Origin of the sequence: Pseudomonas sp. 203-8, assembly GCF_020708595.1 — a bacterium.
In the GTDB taxonomy this organism is placed as follows: domain Bacteria; phylum Pseudomonadota; class Gammaproteobacteria; order Pseudomonadales; family Pseudomonadaceae; genus Pseudomonas; species Pseudomonas aeruginosa.
In genome coordinates this window covers 12,808-39,750 of sequence record NZ_JAJFDF010000004.1, presented here as the reverse complement: position 1 = coordinate 39,750, position 26,943 = coordinate 12,808, and the positions used below count along the sequence as shown (strand labels likewise).

The following is a 26,943-nucleotide window of genomic DNA, read 5'->3' as shown; positions in this document are numbered from 1 at the left end:
ACGAACTCATTGGTTACGCAGCAACTCTGCGACCTGGATGGTAACGTCCGCCACCTCGAAGATCTCCTCGGCGGGTATCGCCTGCTGTCCGCTCTGGAGTCCGTCGAGAAATGCCTTGGCACAGGCATTCTGCCCTTTGTCCTGTTTCCACAAATTGAGCTTGGAAAAGCCTGGCCAGCCATATCCCTTGAACTTGCGGAAGTTATCCAACTGCAGCACTCGTCCAGCCGTGAATACTTCGACCCGCTCCTTAGGGAAACTGGCCGCGCCATTGGCCAAGTACAGAATAGTGCCAAAGGAGCCATCCTCGAACCCCAGGGTTATGGATGCCTTGTCCTCCGTCACCTCGACGCCTGCGCCATCGCCCATGCTGCGAGCCTGCACGGAAACGATCCGGCTGCCGGCCAGGAAGCGCATCAGATCGATGAAGTGGCACGCTTCGCCGATGATGCGACCACCGCCAACCGCTTTGTCCTGGGTCCAATGATTGGCCGGAATGGCCCCGGCATTCATCGTCATGATAAAGGACTTGGGTTCTTTAACAGCAGCCAGCAACGACTTCATCTTCTGCACCTGCGGCGAGAACCGGCGGTTGAACCCAACCATGAGCTGTGCAGAAGCGCCATTGGAGTTGGCTGCCTGATAGGCGTCTCTGACCTCTTGCAACTCGCCTGCATGGATTGCTAGCGGCTTTTCCACGAAGACACTCTTGCCGGCCCGAAGAACCTGGGAAACGAAACGAGCATGACTGTCGTGACGGGTAACGACAGCGACAGTATTGATCGTCGGGTTGGCCAGCATCGCATCGACGTCGGTCGATGCTTCGGCAAAACCGGCCTTCTGCCCATGAATGACGCCATTGATCCCGCCGGCGGTAGCAATGGTATGAAACTGCGCCCCAGCTGCCTTGAAGGCGGGAATCAGCATGCGTGACGCATAGTTCCCAGCTCCGATGAAACCGAGCACCGGACGAACCGGATCGAAGGTAACCCCCTGTCTAAGTTCGAGTTGCCTGATCGCACGGCTGGCCGCATCCGCCGTGTACTGCAACAGGATTCCAAGACCGGCCTTCTCCTTGTCGTCAACCAGAGCCTGGTACGCTTGCGGAGCGTCTTCGAAAGCGAAGCGATGGGTAATCAGGGCCTGAACATCCAGTTGCCCGCAGGCGAGCATATCCAATATGGCTTCGAAATTACGCTGTTCCGTCCAGCGCACGAATCCGAGCGGATAATCCTGCCCTTTCTCCTCGTAGTTAGGATCGTAACGACCAGGGCCATAAGAACAGGAAACCTGGAACGTAAGTTCCTTTTCATAGAAATCCGCCCTGTTCAGCTCTAGCCCGGTGACACCGACCAAGACTATACGGCCACGCTTGCGACTCATTCGTGCGGCATGGGTTACAGGATCCGATGATTGCGTGGAAGCGGTGATGATCACACCGTCGACCCCTTGCCCACGACTGAACGCCATGGCGGCCGTAACAGGGTCTTCTCCCCGACCGGGGTTGCAGGTCGCGGCTCCATATCCCCGGGCCAAGGAAAGCTTGTTCTCGTCATAATCGATGGCAAGGACACGGCAACCATGAGCACGCAGCAACTGCACCGTGAGCAAACCGATCAGGCCGACACCCGTAACTACAAACGCCTCGCCCAGTGTCGGCTGAGCAAGGCGAATGCCTTGCAGGCCTATGCTGGCGACGACGACGAATGCCGCCGACTCATCATCGACTTCGTCGGGAATGCGCGCGCAAAGATTCTTCGACACCTTTACGACATCGGCATGAGGTCCGTTGGATACGACCCGGTCTCCGACCTTGAAACCTTCCACTCCGGAACCGACCTCGGAAACGACGCCTACATTGCAGTAACCCAGGGGCAGGGGCTGCCCAAGCTTCGAACGAACAGCCTCGATAGTAGTCATCAGGCCATCGGTCTGGACCTTCTCCAGAACCATCTTGACTTTCTCGGGTTGCTGGCGGGCCTTTTCCAGATAGGAGGCCTTGCCAAATCCGACGAGCATCCGCTCGGTGCCAGCCGAAATAAGAGAGACCCTGCTGTTGATGACGATATGTTCCTTGGACGCTTGAGGCGCAGGCGCCTCAGTTACCAGCGTCCCACCCTTGGCCATATCCTGGAGAACCTGCTTCATACGTCCCTCAAATCCAAATCAGAATAAGAAAAAGCACGGAACCCCTCACTATCTTCCGTGCGAATGTCCGTCCCATTCAATATGCAGTCAACCGTTTCACAGAAGGCTGAAAAGTCGTCAACCGGGAAAAGCCCAGCCCCCGGATAACGTTTACATACGTCCGAAGCGACGACGGGGACACCCAATTCCACTGCGTCCGCTACTGCCACACCGAAACTGTCTTTCGAGGTAGGACGCAGATAGACGGAAGCACGCGAAAGCGCATGATTGAAAGTAGCCTGACTGCAGTTCCAGAATATTTTTACACGTTCGGAATTGGCGCGTTCCTCAATATTACGAAGTGCATCTCCTGAACCATAAAGGAAAATAGCCAGTTTCAAGCCCTCCCGGGCAGAAACGTAATCGATACACCATTCATGATTGTACAGCGAAGAGGGGTATCCCGAGGCCACCAGAACGCGGCTACCATCGAAGAACTGCTCGATATCCTTCCTGGGTTCAACGATCGAAGAAAGAGGAGGTATCTTTATATAGGAACTGACCAGCCGCATTTTCTCTTCGGGAACCCCCAGACCTCGATAGAACTGGCGATGCCCCTCATTCATACAAAACACATAGTCAAGTCTGGAAAGAGCTGCCCGATACAGCCACTTCCTGCTACTTTTCACCTGTAGGCTTCCATGATGAAGCATTAAAGAGAATTCAGAAGCGAACTTTGGAAGGACGAGAAAGAAAACTATAGCCCTGGACGTGGAAAAATTGAAGTGCAACAGCCTGCCGGCCCACTGACGATGATTGGCAAGATAATAAGACAGGAATCCCGTAAATCCTTTACGAAAAACCACTCTACCCTTGAATTCGGAAGGTACGCTTTTGCTGGGCGAGGGGTATATGTCGATAACCTCTGAAACCATATTGTTCTCAGCCAAGCGACTGACAAATGCAGTCACACCGCCTACCGGATCGGGAAAACCACCGATGACAATGATATATCTTCCTGCTTTAACCATCGTTGTAATCCAACCCCTTGCTCAATACGCTCTTGAATAGAGCCTTGTCGACCCCCGGCAAACGTGAAGACTGGCGCATAAGGAGACGTATGAAAGCGAGAATTTCACCTGAGGACTTGCCGAAATTCTTTCTCAGAGTGATAGCTACCTTGAAAACGATCAGGAACCGCCAAGCGTTCCAGACGGCGACAGGCAACTGAGTGCGCATATTGATAAAGCGATTCAAGTAGTGAATGAACGTCTTGCGAAAAATAAGCTCGTCTTTTCCTCGGATGCTGGCACCTACCTTATGATAAATGATAGCACGTGCTGCGCAAACGACATGAGTTCCTCTTCGACGAAGCCTGAAACTCAACTCTACATCTTCCTCGCCAAAGAAAAACTGCTCGGTAAACCCACCGATAGACCTGAAGAAGTCAACCTTGAAGAGCATGCAACAGCCGGTAGCAAAGCCGACCGGAAAGGCTTCTTTTATTTCCAAGTAAGTGCCATTTTTTCCGGAAAAGTAATAACGAACACGCCCCCAGCGACTAACCTCTCCTCCACAATTCCATATAATTTCAGGCCTATCGAAATAACGAATTTGCGGAATGACGATATCTGCCGAGACATCCGAGAAAACCTCATGCATTATCCGTAAGGAATCTGACTCCAACACGGTATCGTTGTTCAGCAAGAGAGCATACACATAGCTCATACTCTCAGCGTACTTGACAGCCAAATTGCATCCAGCCGAAAAACCTAGATTCTCCCCAAGAGAGCACAGCCTATAAACAATACCAGAGACATCATAGTGGACGATGTGCAGAACATGCCCATCTAACTCGAAAGCCTCCTCGTGTTGCGCAATCGAGATAGTGCGCAAGTACTCCTCAAGTTGGTAGACTGAATCATTCTCGGAGCCATTATCGAATACCAAGATATCCTGCGGCTGCTCCAGATGCCGTAAAGACTCAAGGCACTCTATTGTATCCTGCCACCCGTTCCAGTTCAGCAGTACCACCAGTATGGGATCAACCCTGTTGGATTTTAGCATTGAAGCTTCACGAATGCGCATACACCTTCCCCACGCTAGCAATGAGCGGGATGAAACCTAAAAGAAACAGAGAGTCAAATCCCGAAAAATAAGGATTGGTAGCACTTCCCACGCAAAAAACCAATACGCCAACAAGAGTGGATATGGCCTCTGCCCTGTAAAGGGAAAAATTCTTTATCACAAATAATGCTTTCAGATAGAAGAAGCCAATGCATCCAGTAATCAGAGAAAACCCCAGTAAACCACCATTGAAAAGTAATTGCATATAGGAAAGCTCATACATCCAAGGCCGCTCTTCGCTTCGAATGACATCGACAGATCCACCGAAGCCAGACCCGAGAAGAGGAGAATCGGTGAATCCCTTCCAGAGGGAAATGAATTGATCCACCCTGACGCTATCACCTGCAAAGGCACTCTCGATACGCTCTGCGGCCTGATTTACGTTCAGGCCAGCCAAAAGAATGACCCCTCCCACACAAACAGCAAAAAAGGTAAATACGAAGATAATCTTCCCAACCCCTCTCCCACCCTCGATGGAGGAAACACCGCTAATCCGCCGAAAGAATACGGCAAGAAACGGAACCATCAATAGAATCAACATAAGGGCTCTTCTACCAGCTAGGAGAACGGCGATCACTCCAAGAACCAAGGAGACAAAGAAAAGAAACCTATATCTCTTGGAAAGCTCGCTAGAGCACACAAGCGCAGACAAAAGAAAAGGAACAGTAAAGAATAGCGAATTTACACTATTATTTCCGAGCTGAAAATGCCCCTCATGCACACCAGCCATGACATTTAATTCAACGCGAAGAAAGTCGGGGAAGAGACTGACCGAATACAGCGCCTCGAAAATAGACAAGAAACAGAAAGCAAATATGATTATCGTGGAAACCATGATCGAAGAAAAAATCAAGGGTAGATAATCGAAATTCTCCAACCAGAGATAAAGAACCAAAAATATCAACGAAAAGACCACATACAACCTGAAAGCATCACCTAATGCGATCGCATAGCCATCATTCAGAAGCCCGACGATCAACCAAATTACAGCCAGCAAAATGAACACCAGATAGAAAAAAATAATATCCAGAGAAAATCTTCTAACCCCTCCAAGAACGATATGTAAAAAAACCATTGAAAACATAAAAGCAAGAATTACTATCTTTATAACTGCAAATGACTTGGGAAAAGAAAGCATCAAGGTCAACAGGACAAAAAACAAGAATTTCAAAGATTTTTCTATATAATAGCTAGCCATGATTCGTCACTTCGAGTCCAGATAAGCCATCAAAATGCAGTCCACAGCCATCCTTAAGGACCAGATGGATGCCGCTCCGACAACCCCCCATTGCTGAACCGAAAAGTACATCAGCATCAAATAAGGAAGCACCTCCAAGAGATGCACCATTGCTGTTGTCCGAGAATATCCCTTCGCCTGGAGATTATTATATGGAACTAGTGCAATCGAATTGAACAAATAACCTACAAGCATGATCTGGAAAACCTGAGCAGCCGTCCCCGAGTACTCTGGACCCAACCATATGCCCATACCCCAAGGCGCTACAAAAAATAGAACAATAATTATAGGTAGAACCAATCCTCCAGAATAAAGGAGAGCCTGTCTCTTCACAGAGGCAGATCCCTGCCCCCCCAAAGCAGATAAACGAGGAAATACTGCACGCGTAATAGCTACAGGCAGAATAGACATACGATTTATCAACTCGGATGGTGCAGCATAATATGCAAGTTCTCCTGCACCCGTAATTCTTGCTATCAGGAATTTATCCATATAGACCATGACAGGACTAATTATATTTGTAATAGTCAGCCAACTACCAAAGCTTATAAGCGTTTTAAAGACCTTAACATCCCACCGCCACGTCCAAACTGAACAACGACGCGAAACAATTAATGCAATCAGAAAGCAAGAACCAGCCCGCGCAAAAAGCAGCCCATAGATCAATGAAGAAAAGGTCTTCTCAAATAGTAAAAAGGCTACCGGAAGAAGATAAGTAAGAGTTCCTGATAGAGCCCTATACTTATTAAAAGAATAAAAATCCTCCACCCCCTCGAGATAACCCTGTAATACCAAGGATGCTAAAAAGAAGGGAATACACAGGGCCGCCACTCGAGTTCCCGTCAAGGCATCCTCATAGGAGGAACGATCAACCTTGAATATATCTACAACCAAATATTCCGCAAAAAAGTGGACCAATGCAGCCGCCAGCCCCCCCGAGAGAAGAACAAACAGCAGGGAAGAGCCTAGGATCGGTCCTCGTTTTTCAGGCTCCGCTGAAGAGATGGCAATTTGCCTTACCACTGACTTACCGAGCCCAGCATCGAAAATACTTGCGTACCCAACCAAAGCCCATATCAGCATTGCAGCTCCGAAAAGGGCTGTCTCCAGCTCCCGCGCCATATACCCCAGCGCCGGCAATGCGACCACAGCGGGAAGAGCTGAGCCAATCAGGTTGGAGAAGGAATTCTTTAAAAGGCTCAAACCCACCTCTTCAATTTGGAAAGCCTGCGATACGCTTTCGACAACACAACAGAAGACCCCAATAGAGGGGGGGTTCCTTATTCGCCCCCTCGTCTAGCAAAGCCTATCTGCTCGAATATTTTCTCAAGAGAAACTCAAGCCTCCCACAAACCTCGCGTATCCACTACGAGTTGGCGAGGATGTGGAGCGATCTCTCGAAATTCTTTGTGATCCACAAGAAGAACCACGACATCCGCCTCCTGCATAGCCGAGTCAGTAGAAGCAAGAGTCAAGTTTCCCGAGAATTTTCCCGGGAGCTCCTCGATATTGGGCTCCACTACAAGTACTCGGCCCGGATGAGACGCAACGACCTGCTGCGCGATTGCAATTGCCGGGCTCTCACGAAGGTCGTCGATATTTGCCTTGAATGCCAAGCCGAAACATGCAACGGACACATCCCTAGCAGTCTTCTCAGGCTGTTTTTGAAGAACATCTGCGACAGCTAGCTTTATTTTCTCCAAGACCCAGAAAGGCTTATGATCATTGACTTCACGAGCGCTCCGGATCAGTCTAGCTTCATCAGGTGTCTTGCTTACAATGAACCAGGGATCGACGGCTATGCAGTGCCCTCCGACTCCCGGACCCGGCTGCAGGATATTCACCCTGGGATGACGATTGGCCAGACGAATGAGCTCCCAGACATTGATATCCAACTTGTCGCAGATAATCGACAGCTCATTCGCGAACGCAATATTGACATCACGGAAGCTATTTTCCGTCAACTTGCACATTTCAGCGGTGCGAGCATTGGTGATAATGCATTCGCCTTTCACGAAGATTTTGTAAAGCCGTGATGCCGCCTCTGAGCACTTTTCCGACATCCCACCAATCACCCGATCATTCTCTACCAGTTCGCGCAATACATGCCCCGGAAGAACACGCTCCGGGCAATGAGCGACCCGAATATCCGAAGCCTCTCCATGTGTCTGCGGGAAAGTGAGATCCGGACGAAACTCAGCCAACCAACCGGCCATTTGCTCAGTAGCGCCTACCGGAGAGGTAGACTCTAGAATGACAAGATCACCCTTCTTCAGTACAGGTGCGATAGATTTGCTGGCAGCCTCAATGAAAGTGAGATCAGGCTCGTGCTCATGCTTGAATGGGGTGGGAACGGCAATAAGGAATGCGTCGGCCGGCTCAGGATTGGTGGTCGCACGCAGATAACCCTCTGTCACGGCAGCATGCACCACCATGTCTAGATCAGGTTCGACGATATGAATCTCTCCTCGATTGATGGTATCAACCGCCGCTTGATTGACGTCAACACCAATCACTTTTTTCTGTCGAGAAGCGAAAACAGCTGCGGTGGGAAGACCTATGTAACCAAGTCCAATTACGGAAATAGTCTGGAAACTCATCAACCTATCCTTTCCAAAATAATACTTAGACTTAAACCAACAAAGCCTGAACAATACGCTGGCATGCCTCTCCATCACCGTATGGATTATGGGCAAAACTCATTTGCAGATAAGCGGACTCGTCCGTCAGTAGACGTTCTAGTTCATTCACAATATTCTTGACTTCCGTTCCGACTAGCTTGACGGTCCCTGCGGCAACCGCCTCGGGTCGCTCAGTCGTCTCACGCATAACCAGAACGGGCTTACCCAACGAGGGAGCTTCTTCCTGAATTCCACCGGAATCGGTGAGGATGATATGGGCACGGCTCATCAAGTGGATGAAAGGCAGATAGTCCAAAGGCTCTATTAGATGAATATTCTCGACACCGGAGAGAAGCCGATTTACTGGTTCCCGTACGTTCGGATTCAGGTGAACCGGATAGACGATATCGATCTCCGGGTGATTTCTGGCGACCTCGGCCAAGGCCCGGCAGATTCTCTCGAAACCTCCTCCGAAGCTTTCGCGGCGATGACCGGTGACGAGGACGAACTTGCGGGAGGAATCGAGAAACTCGGTCGGAGCCGCCGCTTGGCGAGCAAGCACCACATCGTGTCTTAATCGCTGGACAACACTCAGCAATGCATCGATAACGGTATTTCCTGTCACAACGATCTGTTCGGCCGCTATCCCTTCCCTGAGCAGATTGTCTTTGGAGGTCTCGGTGGGAGCGAAATGGAGACAGGCCAGGGCTCCGGTTAATTTGCGATTACCTTCCTCTGGCCAGGGCGAATACATGTTCCCTGTCCGTAAACCTGCTTCGACATGGGCAACAGGAATTTGATGGTAATAGGCCGCAAGGCTAGCAGCCAATGTGGTGGCTGTATCGCCGTGGACAAGGATAATATCGGGTTTGAACTGGGCGAAAACCTCTTTCATTCCTTGCAGAATGGCGACAGTGATATCAGTCAGATCCTGACCTGTACGCATAATATTGAGATCGAAGTCAGGGACGATCTTGAAGAGATTTAGGACCTGATCAAGCATCTCGCGATGTTGCCCGGTAACGCACACCCGCGCCTCGAAACGGTCATCGCCAGCCAATGCCAGAGTGACTGGGGCCATCTTAATAGCTTCCGGCCGAGTGCCAAACACACAAAGAGTCTTCTTCCGCATTACCGCCCCACTCGAAAATATCTATAACGCCATTCGCGAACAGCGCCCCTCCTGAAACAGCTATAAGCCGGGGATCTGATTGATATCCGCGAAAAGAAAGAACAACGCACGGTCTTCTTCAACGAGAAGACCGTGCCTGGAAACCCACTCACTTCTGCATATCAAGTCCTTTTGTTTACCCTACCGGGAATACCCTTAGCCCGTTATATCGAGTCGCTTCTCACGAAACAGGAGACGGAGCAAGGCGGCCAATACACCCAGTACACCACCAGCCAGAATACCTAAGGCCAGAATGAGAACCTTTCTCGGTTTTATGGGGTCATCGGGGGTTTCTACGCTTCCGTCCTGCCGGAAGACCGCAACTCTATCAAAACTCAGTTGTTTGCTTTCATACAGAGCGAGTTGCTCCTGCAGACCACGCAGCGCAGGAATGAATGGATCGTCCGATGTACGAGCCTCCAAAGCTTCTATCTCGGCCCTAAGAGCTCTCGACCCCCTCATATACATGAGGCTGCCTTCCATGATGGCCGACAATTGCTGATCGATCTGCGAACCAATGAGTGGCGGCTTTTCTACACCAACAGCTTCGGCAACCTGCAAAGCTTCTTTCAGACGAACGATGCGGTCAGTGCGTCGCTCCTTGACCACCTGCCGTAGAGTGTCGATCTGCTGCTGGATGTTGCGACTCTTCACCTCGAGCTCGCGCTGGGCATTGCCGCGCATTTCATCCATCGAACGCTGGGCGGCCAGTTCGATGTATTGTTTCGCCCATTTTGCAGCTTGTTCAGGATCGTGTCGGTCAAACACAACGGTGTACCGCTCCGGTAGCTCCTTGGTCGGCTGATTCACGCTCACATCGTCGGAAAACGCCCTGTACAGCCCATCCACCGAGCCCACTCGCTCTTCAAGGGAGGGCAGATATACCTCGCGAAAAAACTGCCGTCGCGTTCCCTCGGACTGTAGATTTCGGGTGAACACCGAGTAAACCTGGCTAACGGTAAAAGGTGGAAGACCGCTGTCTCGACTGCGCGCGATGTTGAACCCCGCAACATCGCTAAGGGATGGCGGCAAAACGGCAACCCGAGCCTCGTATACAGGCTTGCTTAGAAATGCATAGCTCCCCGCCAGAACCGCACCTAGAAAGGTCAGGGAAAGGACGAGCCATTTCTGTGCCCAAAGCCCTTGAATGAGCTCGATAAAGTCGATTTCGTTACGCTTGGACATCTGTCGCGAGTCAATGCCGTCTGTCACAGTTCAACCTATACTCTTCACTGTTTTGTGGTAAGCCACTAAAAGCCCTGAAACCCGCCTGGCAAATGGATCGCATTCTGACAGCATGCTCGGAGATTACAAGCTGGGGTCGCGCTCCATGGCCATCGGGTGCTGGCATGCAGGTCCTTCATCATAGAATGAAGAATCTGAGTAGACAGGACGCCCCACAATTAGTTGCCTTCTCTCCGGCGCCTACCGCTGAAATGCGCGTTTCAAGCCAAGCAGAAATATCAGTTTCAGGAAACTTTCGAAGGTTCCGCGCGCAAGGTGTCGACCTCTTTACGAGCTTGTACAAGCTCGGCGCGCAAGCTACTGGCTCGCACACGCGATATGGTCAGGAACGGTAGCTGGGCAGCCAGTCCCAGCAACCCACCAAGGATGAAGGCAATGATGATATAGACGGCCAGAGGCCATTGAGGAAACTGGACTCCAAGGAAGGCCAACTGGACCACTCCTTGGTTTTCCAGCACGAAAACCACGACTGCGATAGATACCACCAGTAGAACCGCTACAGCGGCAGATCGCCTGAACCATTGCATGGAAATCCCTCTATAACGCTGATCGAACCGATATCACTCCGGCTCGTTGACCCGATCCCGCAACTCCTTGCCCGGCTTGAAGTGCGGCACGAACTTGCCGTCGAGGCGTACCGACTCCCCGGTCTTGGGGTTGCGACCGACGCGCGGGGCGCGGTAGTGCAAGGAAAAGCTGCCGAAGCCACGGATCTCGATCCGGTCCCCGGTCGCCAGGGCCTGGGACATTTGCTCCAGCATGGTCTTGATTGCCAACTCGACATCCTTCGCGGACAGTTGCCCCTGATGGGTAACGATCCGTTCGATCAACTCCGACTTGGTCATGGTTTTCCCTTCTTTTTCAAGCGGCTAGATCAGCTCAGGTCTCTTTTAGCATGCTGATCAGTCTTTGAACAGGTCCAAGAAGGGGAAAACGAAAAAGGGCGGCCTAGGCCGCCCTTTTTCATGATGGATCAGAGACTTAGCCCTGATTCTCCATCTGAGCACGGATCAGATCACCGATGGTGGTCGGACCAGCGCTTTCTACTTCCTGCTTACGCAGTTCTTTCATTGCGTCCTTCTCGTCGTCGACGTCCTTGGACTTGACGGAGAGGCTGATGACGCGGCTCTTGCGGTCGATGCTGATGATCTTGGCTTCGACTTCCTCGCCTTCCTTCAGGACGTTGCGCGCGTCTTCGACGCGGTCACGGCTGATTTCGGAAGCCTTCAGGATACCTTCGATGTCGTCGCCCAGGCTGATGACAGCGCCCTTGGCGTCGACTTCCTTCACGGTACCGCGGACGATGCTGCCTTTCTCGTGCAGGGACGCGTAGTTGGAGAACGGATCGTCTTCCAGCTGCTTGATACCCAGGGAGATGCGCTCGCGCTCCGGGTCGACCGACAGGATGACGGTTTCCAGCTCGTCGCCCTTCTTGAAGCGACGTACGGCTTCTTCGCCGACTTCGTTCCAGGAGATGTCGGACAGGTGGACCAGGCCGTCGATGCCGCCGTCCAGACCGATGAAGATACCGAAGTCGGTGATCGACTTGATGGTACCGGAGATACGGTCACCCTTGTTGAACTGGCTGGAGAAGTCTTCCCACGGGTTGGATTTGCACTGCTTGATACCCAGGGAGATACGACGACGCTCTTCGTCGATGTCCAGAACCTGAACTTCCACTTCATCGCCAACCTGGACGACTTTCGACGGATGGATGTTCTTGTTGGTCCAGTCCATTTCGGAGACGTGTACCAGGCCTTCCACGCCCTCTTCCAGCTCGGCGAAGCAGCCGTAGTCGGTGAGGTTGGTGACGCGGGCCATGACGCGGGTACCTTCCGGGTAACGCGCCTTGATGGCAACCCACGGGTCTTCGCCCAGTTGCTTCAGGCCCAGGGATACACGGTTGCGCTCGCGGTCGAACTTCAGGACCTTGACGTCGATCTCGTCGCCAACGTTGACGATCTCGGACGGATGCTTGATGCGCTTCCAGGCCATGTCGGTGATGTGCAGCAGGCCGTCTACGCCGCCCAGGTCCACGAATGCGCCGTAGTCGGTGAGGTTCTTGACGATACCTTTGACCTGCTGGCCTTCCTGCAGCGATTCCAGCAGAGCTTCACGCTCGGCGCTGTTCTCGGCTTCCAGGACGCTGCGGCGGGAAACGACAACGTTGTTGCGCTTCTGGTCGAGCTTGATGACCTTGAACTCGAGCTCTTTGCCTTCCAGGTGGGTGGTGTCGCGAACCGGACGAACGTCGACCAGCGAACCCGGCAGGAACGCGCGGATGCCGTTGACGTCGACGGTGAAACCGCCCTTGACCTTGCCGTTGATGACGCCCTTGACCACTTCGTCGGCAGCGAAAGCCGCTTCCAGAACAATCCAGCTCTCGGCGCGCTTGGCTTTCTCGCGGGACAGCTTGGTCTCGCCAAAGCCGTCTTCTACCGCGTCCAGTGCGACGTGGACTTCGTCACCCACCTTGATGGTCAGCTCGCCCTGTTCGTTGTAGAACTGCTCGACCGGGATGACGCCCTCGGATTTCAGACCGGCATGGACGGTGACCCAGTCACCATCGATGTCGACCACGATGCCGGTGATGATGGCACCCGGCTGCATGTCGAGGGATTTCAGACTTTCTTCAAAGAGTTCTGCGAAGCTTTCGCTCATGTTCATACCTGTAGTCAAAGGCCCGGAAGGGCCCGATTCCGCATCACCAGCCAATGCGGTCAAGTCATTAAATGAAGCCGCAGGACAATTTGCTGGTTTCCTGCTAGCTTCTGATTGCACTCCCGAATGGGAATGCCCAGTTGGGTTGTTCTGCGATGGCGCCAGGCAAGTCGGGAGGCAACCCTCGCCACACCTGCAAAACGCCACAACATAAGGTCTGGAATATTAGCAACCAGGCCCTATATCGTCAATTCCCGCGCCGAAACCTCAGACGTCCCAGCCCTGCCGCTCGCAGTGCCGGATGATCGTCTCGACCACCGCCTCGATGCTCATTTCGGTGGAGTCCAGCAGGATCGCGTCATCGGCCGGTTTCAGCGGCGCGACCGCGCGCTGGCTGTCGCGCTCGTCGCGCTCGCGGATTTCTTCCAGCAAGGCAGACTGGTCGACATCCGCGCCCTTCGCCTTCAACTGCAGGTAGCGTCGACGCGCACGCTCCTCCGCCGAGGCGGTGAGGAAGATCTTCAGAGGCGCATCGGGAAATACCACGGTGCCCATGTCGCGGCCGTCGGCCACCAGTCCCGGAGCCTCGCGAAACGCCCGCTGGCGCTGCAGCAGCGCATCGCGCACGGCCGGCAGCGCCGCGACCTGGGAAGCGCCGGCACCGACCTGCTCGGTACGGATCACATCGGTCACTTCCTCGCCTTCGAGAATGATGCGCTGCCCATGGCTGCCATCGGCGGCGACGAACTGCACATCGAGGTGCGCAGCCAGGACCTTCAGCGCCTCTTCATTGGTCAGGTCGACACCATGGTTGACCGCGGCGAACGCCAACAGCCGATAAAGCGCCCCGGAATCCAGCAGGTTCCAGCCCAGGCGCCGGGCGAGCAGCCCGGCGACCGTGCCCTTGCCGGCGCCACTGGGGCCATCGATGGCGAGCATCGGTACAGCGCCGTTCATCAATTGTTCTCCACGGCGACCCGGATACCGGTCTGGGCACACAGGGCGAGGAAGTTGGGGAAGGAGGTGGCGACGTTGGCGCAGTCGTGGATGCGGATCGGCCCGCTGGCACGCAGCGAAGCGACGCTGAAGGACATGGCGATACGGTGGTCGCCGTGCGCCCAGACTTCGCCGCCACCGAACGCACCACCCTCGATGACGATGCCATCCGGGGTCGGCTCGGCCTTCACGCCCAGGGCCTTCAGGCCGTCGGCCATGACCTGGATACGGTCCGACTCCTTGACCCGCAGCTCTTCGGCGCCACGCAGGACGGTGCGCCCCTCGGCGCAGGCGGCAGCCACGAAGAGTACCGGGAACTCGTCGATGGCCAGTGGCACCAGGTCCTCGGGAATGTCGATGCCCTTGAGCCGCGCGGAGCGCACGCGGATGTCGGCGACCGGCTCGCCGCCGACCTCGCGCTGGTTTTCCAGGCTCAGGTCACCACCCATCAGGCGCAGGATCTCGATGACGCCGACGCGCGTCGGGTTGATGCCGACGTGCTGCAGGACCAGTTCCGAACCCTCGGCGATACTGGCGGCAACCAGGAAGAAGGCTGCCGAGGATATGTCGGCCGGGACCTCGATATGGGTGGCGCTCAACTTGTGCCCGGATTCGACCTTGGCGGTGCTGCCCTCGACCACCACCGGATAGCCGAAGCCGCGCAGCATGCGCTCGGTGTGGTCGCGGGTCGGCGCCGGCTCGGTGACCGAGGTCTCACCCGCGGCGTAGAGCCCGGCGAGCAACAGGCAGGACTTCACCTGGGCGCTGGCCATCGGCATGTCGTAATGCATACCGGTGAGGCGCTGGCCGCCGCGAATGGTCATCGGCGGACGGCCTTCCGGCCCCGTCTCGATTACCGCGCCCATCTCGCGCAGCGGCTTGGCTACGCGATTCATCGGCCGCTTGGAAAGGGAAGCGTCGCCGGTCAGGGTGCTGTCGAACGGCTGGGCCGCCAGCAGACCGCTGAGCAGACGCATGGAAGTACCGGAGTTACCCAGGTAGATCGGCCCAGGCGGCGCCTTGAGGCCGTGCAGGCCAACGCCATGGACGGTGACGCGGCCGTTCTGCGGCCCCTCGATCACCACTCCCATGTCGCGGAACGCCTGGATGGTTGCCAGTGCGTCCTCGCCCTCGAGGAAGCCCTCCACTTCGGTGGTGCCTTCGGCCAGGGAGCCGAGCATGATCGAGCGATGGGAAATCGACTTGTCGCCCGGTACCCGGATGGTTCCGGACAGGCTGCCGCCCGGCTGGGCCAGATAAATCAGGTCGTTGTTGTGCATGGCGTCCACATAGGCCCGACGGGCCAGGATTTTGCTGAAATGCTCACGGGCTACCCGGGCGCGCGTGAAAACGCCCAACAACTGGTGCCCGTCCCCAGTGTCGACGGCCTCGCGCAGCGCGTCGAGGTCGTCACGAAAAACATCCAGTGTACGCAGCACCGCCTCGCGATTGGCGAGAAAGATGTCGTGCCACATCACCGGGTCGCTGCCGGCGATTCGCGTGAAATCACGGAAACCGCCGGCGGCATAGCGGAAGATCTCCAGGTTCTCGCTGCGCTTGGCCAGGGAGTCGACCAGGGTGAAGGCCAGCAGGTGAGGCAAGTGGCTGGTGGCCGCCAGAACCTCGTCGTGATGCTCGACCTCCATGTGCTCGACGTCCGCGCCCAGCGCGCGCCACAGGCTGTCGACCAGCGCCAGCGCGTCGGCATCGGTCTCCGCGGAGGGCGTGAGAATCACCTTGTGCCGGCGGAACAGGGTCGCCTTCGCCGCGGTCACTCCGCTCTGCTCGGAACCTGCGATCGGATGCCCCGGTACCAGGTACCGCAGCATCCCGCCGAACGCGACACGCGCGGCACGCACGATATTGCCCTTGGCGCTGCCAACGTCGGTCAATACAGCCTTGCCCAGGTCGAGCTTCGCCAGGTCGGCCAGCACCCGCTCCATCGCCAGGATCGGCACCGCCAGCTGGATCACGTCGGCGCCGACGCAGGCGCGGCCAAGATCCTCCTCGCAACGGTCGACCACGCCGAGCTCCACCGCCAGGCGGCAAGACTCGGCATCCCGATCCACGCCGACCACTTCCCGGAACAACCCTTTGCTCCGCAACCCCTTGGCGAAAGAGCCGCCGATCAGGCCCAGCCCCACCACCACCAGGCGGCCCAGCTTAGGGGTCGACTGTTGCAGCGGCGTGACCTCAGTCATGCGCCAGCACCTTGCCCAGCGCCTGGAGGAAACGATCGTTCTCTTCCGGTAGCCCGATGGAGACGCGCAGGAAGGTCGGCATCCCGTAGCCAGCCACCGGACGCACGATCACACCTTCGCGCAGCAGCGCCTGGTAGACCGGACCGGCATCGCGAGCCAGATCCACGGCGATGAAGTTGCCCTTCGAGGGAATCCAGGACAGGCCCAACGCGTGGAAGCCATCCTCCAGCTGCGCCATGCCGGAATCGTTTAGGCGGCGACTCTGCGCCAGGTAGTCATGGTCGTCCAGCGCCGCGCAGGCAGCCGCCAGGGCCAGGCTATTGACATTGAACGGCTGGCGCACGCGGTTGAGCACATCGGCCACCGCCTTGCTCGAAAGCGCGTAGCCGACCCGCAGCGAAGCCAGGCCATAGGCCTTGGAGAAGGTCCGCGAGACCAGCAGGTTGGGGTGCCGCGCCAGGTAGTCCAGGCCATCGGGCAGCTCATCGCCCTCGGCGTATTCGATATAGGCCTCGTCCAGCACCACCAGCACCTCCGCCGGCACCTGGGCGAGGAACCGCTCCAGGGCGTCCGCACCGAACCAGGTCCCGGTCGGGTTGTTCGGGTTGGCGACGAACACCACGCGAGTTTGCCCATCGATGGCGGCGAGCATCGCTTCCAGGTCATGCCCCCAGGCGCGCGCCTTGACCGCCCACCCCTCGGCGCCCACGGCCTGGGTGGCGATCGGGTAGACGGCGAAGGCATGTTCGCTGAACACGGCGTTCAGACCAGGCGCGAGGTAGGCACGGGCGACCAGGTCGAGAATGTCGTTGGAGCCGTTGCCCAGGGTCACCTGCGCCGCATCCACCGCGCAACGCTCGGCCAGCTTGCGCTTGAGTTCGAAACCGTTGCCGTCAGGATAACGGGTCAGTTCCGCCAGTTCGGCGCGGATAGCCTCCAGCGCCTTTGGGCTCGCACCCAGCGGGTTCTCGTTGCTGGCGAGCTTGACGATCGCCGCAGGGTCGATGCCCAGCTCGCGGGCCAGTTCGTCCACCGGCTTGCCAGGGACGTAGGGCGACAGCTTTTGCACCCCCGGCTGGGCCAGGGCAAGGAAATCGGACATGGATAGTTCAGCCTCGACGCGGGACGGGGCATTCATCGATGACCCGTCTCTTCGGAATGACAGCGCGCTCAGAGCACCGCTTTCGGATAGGAGCCCAGGACCTTCAGGGCGACGGCTTCCTGGCCGATCTTCTCCAGGACGTCCTTGATCAGCGGTTCTTTATGGTGGCCGACGAAATCGATGAAGAACACGTAGGTCCATTTGCCGCTGCGCGACGGGCGGGTTTCGATGCGGGTCAGGTCGATACCATTGTTGTGGAACGGTACCAGCAGCTCGTGCAGGGCCCCCGGCTTGTTGCGCATGGAAACGATGATCGAGGTCTTGTCGTCGCCGGTCGGCGGCACTTCCTGGTTGCCGATGATCAGGAAGCGCGTGGAGTTGTCCGGGCGGTCCTCGATCTTCTCGTGCAGCTTGCTCAGGTCGTACAGGCTGGCCGCCATGTCGCCGGCGATCGCCGCCGAATTCCACTCGCTCTTCACCCGCTTGGCCGCGTCGGCGTTGCTCGACACCGCCACCCGCTCGACGCTCGGGTAGTGCGAGTCCAGCCACTTGCGACATTGCGCGAGGGATTGGGCATGGGAATAGATCCGGGTGATGTTGTCGGTCTTGGTGGTTTCGCCGACCAGCAGGTGATGGTGGATACGCAACTCGACTTCGCCGCAGATCACCATGTCGTGCTCGAGGAAGCTGTCGAGGGTATGGTTGACCGCCCCCTCGGTGGAGTTTTCCACAGGCACCACGCCGAAGTTCACCGCGCCGGCGGCGACCTCGCGGAACACCTCGTCGATCGCCGCCATCGGCGTGCTGATCACCGCGTTGCCGAAATGCTTTAGTGCCGCGGCCTGGGTAAAGGTGCCCTCGGGTCCGAGATAGGCCACTTTCAGCGGCTGCTCAAGCGCCAGGCAGGACGACATGATCTCGCGGAACAGCCGCGCGACCTCTTCGTTGTCCAGCGGCCCCTTGTTCAATTGCATGATGTGCTTGAGCACCCAGGCTTCGCGCTCGGGACGGTAGAACACCGGCGCCTCGCCCTCGCCCAGGGTCTGGGTCTTGACTCGCGCCACGTCCTGGGCGCAACGGGCACGCTCGCTGATCAGCTCGAGCAACTTCTCGTCGAGGCTGTCGATGCGCAGGCGCAAGGCCTTGAGCTGGTCCTGGTCCGCCATCAGCCGTGCTCCTTCTCGAACTCCGCCATGTATGCGACCAGCGCCTCGACCGCGTCCAGGCCAAGGGCGTTGTAGATGGAAGCGCGCATGCCGCCGACCGAGCGGTGGCCTTTCAGGTTGAGCAGCCCGCGCGCCTCGGCGCCTTCCAGGAACGGCTTGTCGAGACGCTCGTCGGCCAGGCGGAACGGCACGTTCATCCAGGAGCGGGCGCTCGGCTGGATCGGGTTGGTGTAGAAGTCGCTGGCATCGATGGTCTTGTACAGCAGGTCCTTCTTGGCGCGGTTGCGCTGCTCCATCGCGGTCACCCCGCCCTGCTCCTTCAGCCATTCGAAGACCAGGCCGGACAGGTACCAGGAGTAAGTCGCCGGGGTGTTGTACATGGAACCGTTGTCCGCGGCGATCTTGTAGTTGAGCATGGTCGGACAGACGCTGCGGGCGCGGCCGAGCAGGTCTTCGCGAACGATCACCACCACCAGGCCGGACGGGCCGATGTTCTTCTGCGCCCCGGCATAGATCAGGCCGAAGCGGGACACGTCGAGCGGGCGCGAGAGGATGTCGGAGGACATGTCGGTGACCAGCGGCACGTCGCCGGTCTCGGGAATCCAGTCGAACTCGAGGCCGCCGATGGTCTCGTTGGAGGCGTAGTGCACATAGGCCGCGTCCTTGGTCAGCGTCCACTCGTTCTGACCCGGAATGGCGAAGTAGTCGTACTCCTTGGCGCTGGCCGCGACATTCACGGTGCCATAGCGACGAGCCTCCTCGATGGCCTTCTTCGACCAGATACCGGTATCGATATAGTCGGCGACGCCATCTTCGGGCAGCAGGTTCAGCGGGATCTCGGCGAACTGCTGGCTGGCGCCGCCCTGCAGGAACAGCACCTTGTAGTCCGAGGGAATGTCGAGCAGGTCGCGCAGGTCCTGCTCGGCCTTGCTGGCGATGGCCACGTAGTCATCACTACGGTGGCTCATTTCCATGACCGAAAGGCCCTTGCCCCGCCAGTCGAGAAGCTCGGCCTGGGCACGTTGCAGAACTGCGTCGGGAAGCGCCGCGGGACCGGCGCAGAAATTGAAGGCTCGCTTGCTCACATCCACTCTCGCTATAGGTAGGGCGGATAGCCGTGAGTTATCCGCCGAGGTCATCGGCCGGGCGGGCGCAGGCGCCCGCCCCGAGCCTTACTCTTCGTTGCCTTCCGCTTCCGCCGCGGGCTCGGACTCGGACTCGGCCGACTCGCCCAGAGATTCGGCAGCTTCCTCGCCCTCGGGCAGGTCCTCGTCATCTCCGCCCGACGGCTCCTGGACACGCTCCAGACCGACCAGTACCTCGTCGCTGGCGAGCTTGATCAGGGTTACGCCCTGGGTATTGCGGCCGGACAGGGAGACTTCGTCGACACGCGTCCGCACCAGGGTGCCCTGGTCGGAAATCAGCATGATCTCCTCGCCTTCCTGGACCTGTACCGCGGCGATCAGCGCGCCGTTGCGCTCGTTGGTGACCATGGCGATCACCCCCTGGCCGCCGCGGCCGCGACGCGGGAACTTGCTCAGCGGGGTACGCTTGCCGAAGCCGCGCTCGGAGGCGGTGAGGATCTGCGCCCCGGACTCCGGAATCAGCATGGAGATCAGCTGCTGCCCCTTGCCCAGGCGCATGCCACGTACGCCGCGGGCGTTGCGGCCCATGATGCGCACCACGCTCTCGGCGAAGCGGATCACCTTGCCGGCGCTGGAGAACAGCATGACTTCCTTGGCGCCATCGGTGATCGCGGCGGCGATCAGGGTGTCGCCCTCTTCCAGCTTGAGCGCGATCAGGCCGCTGCTGCGCGGACGGCTGAACTGCACCAGCGGGGTCTTCTTCACGGTACCGAAGGCGGTGGCCATGAAGATGTAGGCGCCGGTCGGCTCGGCCACCAGCTCGGCGGTCTCGCCCTCGACTTCCTCGACCTCGGCGGCCTCGACCACCTCGCCCTCGAGCACCGCGCCTTCGGCTTCGTCGAGGTCGTCATCGGCGCCGCCGTTCTGCTGCAGCGCCTCCAGGTCGATCTGCAACATCGCGGTGATCCGCTCGCCCTCGTCCAGCGGCAGCAGGTTCACCAGCGGCCGGCCACGCGCGGTACGCGAGGCTTCCGGAATCTCGAAGGTACGCAGCCAGTAGACCTTGCCCTTGCTGGAGAACAGCAGGAGGGTCGCATGGCTGTTGGCCACCAGCAGGTGTTCGATGTAGTCCTCGTCCTTCATCCCGGTGGCGGACTTGCCTTTGCCGCCGCGACGCTGCGCCTGGTAGGCGGCCAGCGGCTGGGACTTGGCGTAGCCGCCGTGGGAGATGGTCACCACGCGGTCTTCCTCGGTGATCAGGTCGGCGATGGTCAGGTCGACCTGGGAAGCCACGATCTCGGTGCGGCGAGCATCGCCGAATTCGGCCTTGACCGCTTCCAGCTCCTCACGGATCACCTCCATCAGGCGCGCCGGGTTGGTCAGGATGCGGATCAGCTCGCCGATCAGGTTGAGGATTTCCTGGTATTCGGAGAGCAGCTTCTCGTGCTCCAGGCCGGTCAGGCGATGCAGGCGCAGCTCGAGGATCGCCTGGGCCTGCTCCGGCGACAGGTAGTACTTGCCGTCGCGCAGGCCGTACTGCGGATCCAGGTCTTCCGGACGACAGGCGTCGGCGCCGGCACGCTCGACCATCGCTTCCACCGCGCTGGACTCCCAGGCAGTGGCGATCAGGCGTTCCTTGGCCTCGGCCGGGGTCGGCGAACTCTTGATCAGCTCGATCACCGGGTCGATGTTCGACAGGGCGACCGCCTGGCCTTCCAGGATGTGCCCGCGCTCGCGGGCCTTGCGCAGCTCGTAGACGGTACGCCGGGTCACCACTTCGCGGCGGTGGCGGACGAACACCTCGAGCATGTCCTTCAGGTTCAGCGTGCGCGGCTGGCCGTCGACCAGGGCCACCACGTTGATGCCGAACACGCTCTGCAGCTGGGTCTGGGCATAGAGGTTGTTGAGGACCACCTCGCCCACCTCGCCGCGACGCAGCTCGATGACCACGCGCATGCCGTCCTTGTCGGACTCGTCGCGCAGCTCGGAAATACCCTCGATCTTCTTCTCTTTCACCAGCTCGGCGATCTTCTCGATCAACCGCGCCTTGTTCAACTGGTACGGCAGCTCGGTGATGATGATCTGCTCGCGACCGCCGCCCTTCTCCATCTCCTCGACGACGGCGCGGGCACGGATGTAGATGCGCCCGCGACCGGTGCGGTAGGCCTCGATGATCCCGGCGCGGCCGTTGATGATGCCGGCGGTGGGGAAGTCCGGACCGGGGATGTACTGCATCAGCTCATCGACGGTCAGGTCGGGGTTGTCCATCAGCGCCAGGCAGCCGTCGATCACTTCGCCGAGGTTGTGCGGCGGGATGTTGGTCGCCATGCCCACGGCGATACCGCTGGAACCGTTGACCAGCAGGTTGGGAATCTTGGTCGGCATGACCGCCGGGATCTGCTCGGTGCCATCGTAGTTGGGCACCCAGTCGACGGTTTCCTTTTCCAGGTCCGCCAGCAGTTCATGGGCCAGCTTGGCCATGCGCACTTCGGTGTATCGCATGGCTGCGGCGTTGTCGCCGTCCACCGAACCGAAGTTGCCCTGGCCGTCTACCAGCATGTAGCGCAGCGAGAACGGCTGCGCCATGCGCACGATGGTGTCGTAGACCGCGGTGTCGCCGTGCGGGTGGTACTTACCGATCACGTCGCCGACCACACGGGCGGATTTCTTGTAGGGCTTGTTCCAGTCGTTGCCCAGCTCGCTCATGGCATAAAGCACACGGCGGTGCACCGGCTTCAGGCCGTCACGTGCATCCGGCAGGGCCCGCCCGACGATCACGCTCATCGCGTAGTCGAGATAGGACTGTTTCAGCTCGTCTTCGATATTGACCGGGAGAATTTCTTTGGCCAGTTCGCCCATGAGAAGCCTGGTTCCTTTTTCTGGTGGAACTTCGCCGCCTCGATCCTGAGGCAAACGAAGTAGGTCGGCGCATGCCCGAGCAGCGCCAACTCACTACAAATCAACGACTTGAGTCAAGGATTCGCGCACTCTCGAGGCCCCTCCGCGGGGCGCTCGAATAACCGTCGGAGCTTACCACAGCCCACGCCCCAGCCCAAGGCAAAGGCCCTGGCGGGGACGACCTCCAGTCGCCTCGTTCAATGCAGGCGCTTGCGGCTCATCAGGGCGGCCATGCGCTCGGCGTCGGGACGCTCGACGACGCCACGCTCGGTCACGATGGCATCGATAAGGTCCGCCGGGGTCACGTCGAATACCGGATTGTAGGCATCGACCTCGGCCGTCACCCGTCGCCCGCCGATTTCCAGCAGTTCGCGACCGTCGCGCTCTTCGATCGGGATGTCCTCGCCGCTCTCCAGGTTCATGTCGATGGTCGAACTCGGCGCCACCACCATGAAGCGCACGCCGTGGTGCATGGCGTTGACTGCCAACTGGTAGGTGCCGATCTTGTTGGCGACATCGCCATTGGCGGTGATGCGGTCGGCGCCGACGATGACCCAGGTGATGTTTTCGGTCTTCATCAGGTGCGCGGCGGCCGAATCCACGTTCAGGCTGACCGGGATGCCTTCGTTGGCCAGCTCCCAGGCGGTCAGTCGCGAGCCCTGGAGCCAGGGCCGGGTTTCGTCGGCGTAGATGCGATTGACCAGGCCTTCCAGGTGCGCGGCGCGGATCACCCCCAGCGCGGTGCCGAACCCGCCGGTCGCCAGGGCGCCGGTATTGCAGTGGGTGAGGATGTTCTGCGGGCTGCCTTGCTGCTTGCGGATCAGCTCCATGCCCAACTGGGCCATGGTCAGGTTGGCCTCGCGGTCGCTTTCATGGATGGAGATCGCCTCGGCTTCCAGCACCGCCAGCGGCTGGTCGCCCTCTTTCATTCGCTCCAGACGGTCGCGCATGCGGTTCAGCGCCCAGAACAGGTTGACCGCCGTGGGTCGCGAGTCGGCCAGCAGGCGGAAGTCCTCCTCCAGCGCGGCGCGCCAGTCGCCGCCCTGCGCCAGGCGCGCGCGGGCGCCAAGGACGATGCCGTAGGCGGCGCTGATGCCGATGGCCGGCGCGCCGCGCACAACCATATCGCGAATGGCCTTGGCCACCTCGGCCGCCGACTCATGTTCGAGCCAGACCTCCTCCTGGGGCAGCAGGCGCTGATCCAGCAACCGCAGCGTACCGTCCCGCCACTCGATCGCCTTGACCCGCTCGGCCGCCAGCAGTCGCTCTCGCATGCACACACCTCTCGCTGAATCACGGAAAAGCTGCGGATTATAACGAGCCCCAGCCGCGGACGCTCGGGTATACTTCCGGCTTCCCGCTCTGCGCCCAGGATGCGCCGCCATGCCCAACGTCCGTAACCCCTTCGACCTCCTCCTGCTGCCGACCTGGATCGTCCCCGTGGAGCCCGCCGGGGTGGTGCTGCGCGACCACGCGCTGGGCATCCGCGACGGCCAGATCGCCCTGGTCGCGCCGCGCGAGCAGGCCATGCGCCATGGCGCCACGGAAATCCGCGAATTGCCCGGCATGCTGCTCGCCCCCGGCCTGGTCAACGCCCACGGCCATTCGGCGATGAGTCTGTTCCGCGGTCTCGCCGACGACCTGCCGCTGATGACCTGGCTGCAGGACCACATCTGGCCGGCCGAAGGCCAATGGGTCAGCGAGGATTTCATCCGCGACGGCACGGAGCTGGCCATCGCCGAACAGGTAAAGGGCGGCATCACCTGTTTCTCCGACATGTACTTCTATCCACAGGCCATCTGCGGCGTGGTCCATGACAGCGGGGTACGCGCCCAGGTGGCGATCCCGGTACTGGACTTCCCGATCCCCGGCGCCCGCGACAGCGCCGAGGCGATCCGCCAGGGCATGGCGCTGTTCGACGACCTCAAGCACCACCCGCGCATCCGCATCGCCTTCGGCCCGCACGCCCCTTATACGGTGAGCGACGACAAGCTGGAGCAGATCCTGGTGCTCACCGAGGAACTCGACGCCAGCATCCAGATGCACGTCCACGAGACCGCCTTCGAGGTGGAGCAGGCCACGGAGCGCAACGGCGAGCGCCCGCTGGCCCGCCTGCACCGCCTCGGCCTGCTCGGCCCACGCTTCCAGGCGGTGCACATGACCCAGGTGGACGACGACGACCTGGCGATGCTGGTGGAAACCAACAGTTCGGTGATCCACTGCCCGGAATCCAACCTCAAGCTGGCCAGCGGCTTCTGCCCGGTGGAAAAGCTCTGGCAGGCCGGGGTCAACGTAGCCATCGGCACCGACGGCGCGGCGAGCAACAACGACCTCGACCTGCTCGGCGAGACCCGCACCGCGGCGCTGCTGGCCAAGGCCGTGTACGGCCAGGCCACCGCCCTCGACGCCCACCGCGCGCTGCGCATGGCCACCCTGAACGGCGCCCGCGCGCTTGGCCTGGAGCGCCTGATCGGCTCCCTGGAAACCGGCAAGGCCGCCGACCTGGTGGCCTTCGATCTGTCCGGCCTGGCCCAGCAACCGGTCTACGACCCGGTTTCGCAACTTATCTATGCCAGCGGCCGCGACTGCGTGCGGCACGTCTGGGTCGGCGGCAGGCAACTCCTCGACGACGGCCGCCTGCTCCGTCACGACGAACAGCGTCTGATCGCCAGGGCCCGCGAATGGGGGGCGAAGATCGCCGCCAGCGACAGGTCCTGAACCGCGGCGGGCCGGCCCGCTGCGACAAACTGACATAGGAAGGCGAACCGCCGCCGGCCCCATCCCTCCGCCAAAGCTGGCAACATGAAGGATTGGATTCCGCCGCCGCGGCCCTTCCCCCAAAGGCTTCACTCTTCAACGGGAACGATTATGAGCAACGTCGACCACGCCGAGATCGCCAAATTCGAGGCACTGGCCCATCGCTGGTGGGACCGCGAGAGCGAGTTCAAGCCACTCCACGACATCAACCCGCTGCGCGTCAACTGGATCGACGAGCGCGCCGGCCTGGCCGGCAAGAAGGTGCTCGACATCGGTTGCGGCGGCGGCATCCTCAGCGAAGCCATGGCCCAGCGCGGCGCCAGCGTCACCGGCATCGACATGGGCGAAGCGCCGCTCGCGGTGGCGCGCCTGCACCAGCTGGAATCCGGCGTCGCCGTCGACTACCGGCAGATCACCGCCGAGCAGATGGCCGAGGAAATGCCCGGGCAATTCGACGTGGTCACCTGCCTGGAGATGCTCGAACACGTGCCGGACCCGGCCTCGGTGATCCGCGCCTGCCACCGCCTGGTCAAGCCGGGCGGACAGGTATTCCTCTCGACCATCAACCGCAATCCCAAGGCCTACCTGTTCGCGGTGATCGGCGCGGAATACATCCTCCAGTTGCTGCCGCGCGGGACCCACGATTTCCGCAAGTTCATCCGTCCGTCGGAACTCGGCGCCTGGTCGCGCGAGGCCGGTCTCGAGGTCAAGGACATCATCGGCCTGACCTACAACCCGCTGACCAAGCACTACAAGCTGGCCAACGACGTCGACGTCAACTACATGGTCCAGACCCAGCGGGAGGCGTGAAGCGCATGCGGCTCAAAGCGGTACTGTTCGACATGGATGGCACCCTGCTCGACACGGCGCCGGACTTCATCGCCATCACCCAGGCCATGCGTGCCGCCCACGGCCTGCCGCCGGTGGACGAGCAACGGGTGCGCGACGTGGTCTCCGGCGGCGCGCGCGCGATGGTTGCCGCGGCCTTCGGCCTGTCGCTGGACAGCCCGGAACTGGAACCCCTGCGCCAGGAGTTCCTCGACCGCTACCAGGAGCATTGCGCGGTTCTCAGCCGGCCCTACGACGGCATCCCCGAACTGCTCGCGGCGATCGAGAAAGCCGGGTTGATCTGGGGCGTGGTGACCAACAAGCCGGTGCGCTTCGCCGAACCGATCATGCAGCGCCTGGGCTACGCCGAGCGTTCCAGGGTGCTGGTCTGTCCGGACCACGTGACCCGCAGCAAGCCCGATCCCGAGCCGCTGCTACTGGCCTGTAGCCAGCTCGGCATCGATCCGTCGAGGGTGCTGTTCATCGGCGACGACCTGCGCGACATCGAATCCGGCCGCGACGCCGGGACCAAGACCGCGGCGGTGCGCTACGGCTACATCCACCCCGAAGACAACCCCGCGCACTGGGGCGCCGACGTGATCGTCGACCACCCGCGCGAACTCATCGACGTTCTCGACCGCGCGCTCTGCGACTGCTGATCCGCAGCGCCGCCGACAGACAACGACCCGCCGCCAGGCGGGTCATGCATTCAAAGGATTCG

General features: G+C 59.3%; 21 protein-coding genes. 3 read left to right on the top strand and 18 right to left on the bottom strand.

Annotated elements, in window-relative coordinates; translation table 11 throughout:
• Nucleotides 1–6: 6 nt before the first annotated feature.
• The 18 genes from LJF27_RS10080 to mtnA all read right to left on the bottom strand — a co-directional run bounded on the left by LJF27_RS10080 (nucleotide 7) and on the right by mtnA (nucleotide 23,911).
• Nucleotides 7–2,148: a bi-domain-containing oxidoreductase gene (locus LJF27_RS10080; protein WP_003116428.1), complete on the bottom strand. Its 2,142-nt coding sequence runs from the start codon at nucleotides 2,146–2,148 to the stop codon at nucleotides 7–9.
• Complete coding sequence (locus LJF27_RS10075) at nucleotides 2,145–3,158, bottom strand: glycosyltransferase (protein ID WP_023102969.1); 1,014 nt, start codon at nucleotides 3,156–3,158, stop codon at nucleotides 2,145–2,147. Before LJF27_RS10075 ends, LJF27_RS10080 begins: the two co-directional genes overlap by 4 nt.
• Nucleotides 3,151–4,215: a glycosyltransferase gene (locus LJF27_RS10070; RefSeq protein ID WP_023102968.1), complete on the bottom strand. Its 1,065-nt coding sequence runs from the start codon at nucleotides 4,213–4,215 to the stop codon at nucleotides 3,151–3,153. Before LJF27_RS10070 ends, LJF27_RS10075 begins: the two co-directional genes overlap by 8 nt.
• Nucleotides 4,202–5,452, bottom strand: coding sequence for a hypothetical protein (locus LJF27_RS10065; RefSeq protein ID WP_023102967.1), 1,251 nt, complete (start codon nucleotides 5,450–5,452; stop codon nucleotides 4,202–4,204). The genes LJF27_RS10070 and LJF27_RS10065 overlap by 14 nt, the downstream gene beginning before the upstream one ends.
• Before the next feature lie 6 nt (nucleotides 5,453–5,458).
• On the bottom strand, nucleotides 5,459–6,694 hold the full coding sequence (locus LJF27_RS10060; protein ID WP_071534942.1) for a flippase: 1,236 nt from the start codon (nucleotides 6,692–6,694) through the stop codon (nucleotides 5,459–5,461).
• A gap of 134 nt (nucleotides 6,695–6,828) precedes the next feature.
• Entirely contained in the window at nucleotides 6,829–8,091 is a 1,263-nt protein-coding gene (gene wecC, locus LJF27_RS10055) for a UDP-N-acetyl-D-mannosamine dehydrogenase (RefSeq protein WP_023102965.1), read from the bottom strand.
• Nucleotides 8,092–8,122: 31 nt separating this feature from the next.
• Nucleotides 8,123–9,244 (bottom strand): non-hydrolyzing UDP-N-acetylglucosamine 2-epimerase, encoded by a 1,122-nt coding sequence (gene wecB / locus LJF27_RS10050; protein WP_071534941.1) that lies wholly within the window; start codon nucleotides 9,242–9,244, stop codon nucleotides 8,123–8,125.
• A gap of 195 nt (nucleotides 9,245–9,439) precedes the next feature.
• Nucleotides 9,440–10,468 (bottom strand): LPS O-antigen chain length determinant protein WzzB, encoded by a 1,029-nt coding sequence (locus LJF27_RS10045; protein WP_003116422.1) that lies wholly within the window; start codon nucleotides 10,466–10,468, stop codon nucleotides 9,440–9,442.
• Nucleotides 10,469–10,752: 284 nt separating this feature from the next.
• On the bottom strand, nucleotides 10,753–11,055 hold the full coding sequence (locus LJF27_RS10040; RefSeq protein ID WP_003116421.1) for a lipopolysaccharide assembly protein LapA domain-containing protein: 303 nt from the start codon (nucleotides 11,053–11,055) through the stop codon (nucleotides 10,753–10,755).
• Nucleotides 11,056–11,088: 33 nt separating this feature from the next.
• The gene (gene ihfB / locus LJF27_RS10035) at nucleotides 11,089–11,373 is read right to left on the bottom strand and encodes an integration host factor subunit beta (RefSeq protein ID WP_003091441.1); all 285 of its coding nucleotides are present in this window, start codon (nucleotides 11,371–11,373) and stop codon (nucleotides 11,089–11,091) included.
• Nucleotides 11,374–11,509: 136 nt separating this feature from the next.
• Complete coding sequence (rpsA, locus tag LJF27_RS10030) at nucleotides 11,510–13,189, bottom strand: 30S ribosomal protein S1 (protein WP_003091442.1); 1,680 nt, start codon at nucleotides 13,187–13,189, stop codon at nucleotides 11,510–11,512.
• Nucleotides 13,190–13,456: 267 nt separating this feature from the next.
• On the bottom strand, nucleotides 13,457–14,146 hold the full coding sequence (gene cmk / locus LJF27_RS10025) for a (d)CMP kinase (protein ID WP_003106707.1): 690 nt from the start codon (nucleotides 14,144–14,146) through the stop codon (nucleotides 13,457–13,459).
• Nucleotides 14,146–16,386: a bifunctional prephenate dehydrogenase/3-phosphoshikimate 1-carboxyvinyltransferase gene (locus LJF27_RS10020; RefSeq protein WP_023117023.1), complete on the bottom strand. Its 2,241-nt coding sequence runs from the start codon at nucleotides 16,384–16,386 to the stop codon at nucleotides 14,146–14,148. Before LJF27_RS10020 ends, cmk begins: the two co-directional genes overlap by 1 nt.
• A complete protein-coding gene (gene hisC / locus LJF27_RS10015; RefSeq protein ID WP_023117024.1) occupies nucleotides 16,379–17,488 on the bottom strand; it encodes a histidinol-phosphate transaminase in 1,110 nt (369 codons plus the stop codon). Before hisC ends, LJF27_RS10020 begins: the two co-directional genes overlap by 8 nt.
• 68 nt (nucleotides 17,489–17,556) lie before the next feature.
• The gene (pheA, locus tag LJF27_RS10010; RefSeq protein WP_003091446.1) at nucleotides 17,557–18,654 is read right to left on the bottom strand and encodes a prephenate dehydratase; all 1,098 of its coding nucleotides are present in this window, start codon (nucleotides 18,652–18,654) and stop codon (nucleotides 17,557–17,559) included.
• Nucleotides 18,654–19,739, bottom strand: a complete 1,086-nt coding sequence (gene serC, locus LJF27_RS10005; protein WP_003111764.1) for a 3-phosphoserine/phosphohydroxythreonine transaminase — start codon at nucleotides 19,737–19,739, stop codon at nucleotides 18,654–18,656. Before serC ends, pheA begins: the two co-directional genes overlap by 1 nt.
• An 87-nt stretch (nucleotides 19,740–19,826) precedes the next feature.
• On the bottom strand, nucleotides 19,827–22,598 hold the full coding sequence (gyrA, locus tag LJF27_RS10000) for a DNA gyrase subunit A (protein WP_003091448.1): 2,772 nt from the start codon (nucleotides 22,596–22,598) through the stop codon (nucleotides 19,827–19,829).
• A 236-nt stretch (nucleotides 22,599–22,834) separates the two neighbouring features.
• Nucleotides 22,835–23,911 (bottom strand): S-methyl-5-thioribose-1-phosphate isomerase, encoded by a 1,077-nt coding sequence (mtnA, locus tag LJF27_RS09995; protein ID WP_023117025.1) that lies wholly within the window; start codon nucleotides 23,909–23,911, stop codon nucleotides 22,835–22,837.
• Nucleotides 23,912–24,020: 109 nt separating this feature from the next.
• Here mtnA and LJF27_RS09990 point away from each other — a divergent pair, with 109 nt between their 5' ends.
• The 3 genes from LJF27_RS09990 to mupP all read left to right on the top strand — a co-directional run bounded on the left by LJF27_RS09990 (nucleotide 24,021) and on the right by mupP (nucleotide 26,881).
• On the top strand, nucleotides 24,021–25,355 hold the full coding sequence (locus LJF27_RS09990) for a TRZ/ATZ family hydrolase (RefSeq protein ID WP_016253162.1): 1,335 nt from the start codon (nucleotides 24,021–24,023) through the stop codon (nucleotides 25,353–25,355).
• Between the two features lie 150 nt (nucleotides 25,356–25,505).
• The gene (gene ubiG / locus LJF27_RS09985) at nucleotides 25,506–26,204 is read left to right on the top strand and encodes a bifunctional 2-polyprenyl-6-hydroxyphenol methylase/3-demethylubiquinol 3-O-methyltransferase UbiG (RefSeq protein WP_003122245.1); all 699 of its coding nucleotides are present in this window, start codon (nucleotides 25,506–25,508) and stop codon (nucleotides 26,202–26,204) included.
• Nucleotides 26,201–26,881 carry an N-acetylmuramic acid 6-phosphate phosphatase MupP gene (mupP, locus tag LJF27_RS09980; RefSeq protein ID WP_003119716.1) on the top strand — a complete coding sequence of 227 codons (681 nt, stop codon included), beginning with the start codon at nucleotides 26,201–26,203 and terminating at the stop codon, nucleotides 26,879–26,881. The genes ubiG and mupP overlap by 4 nt, the downstream gene beginning before the upstream one ends.
• Nucleotides 26,882–26,943 lie beyond the last annotated feature (62 nt).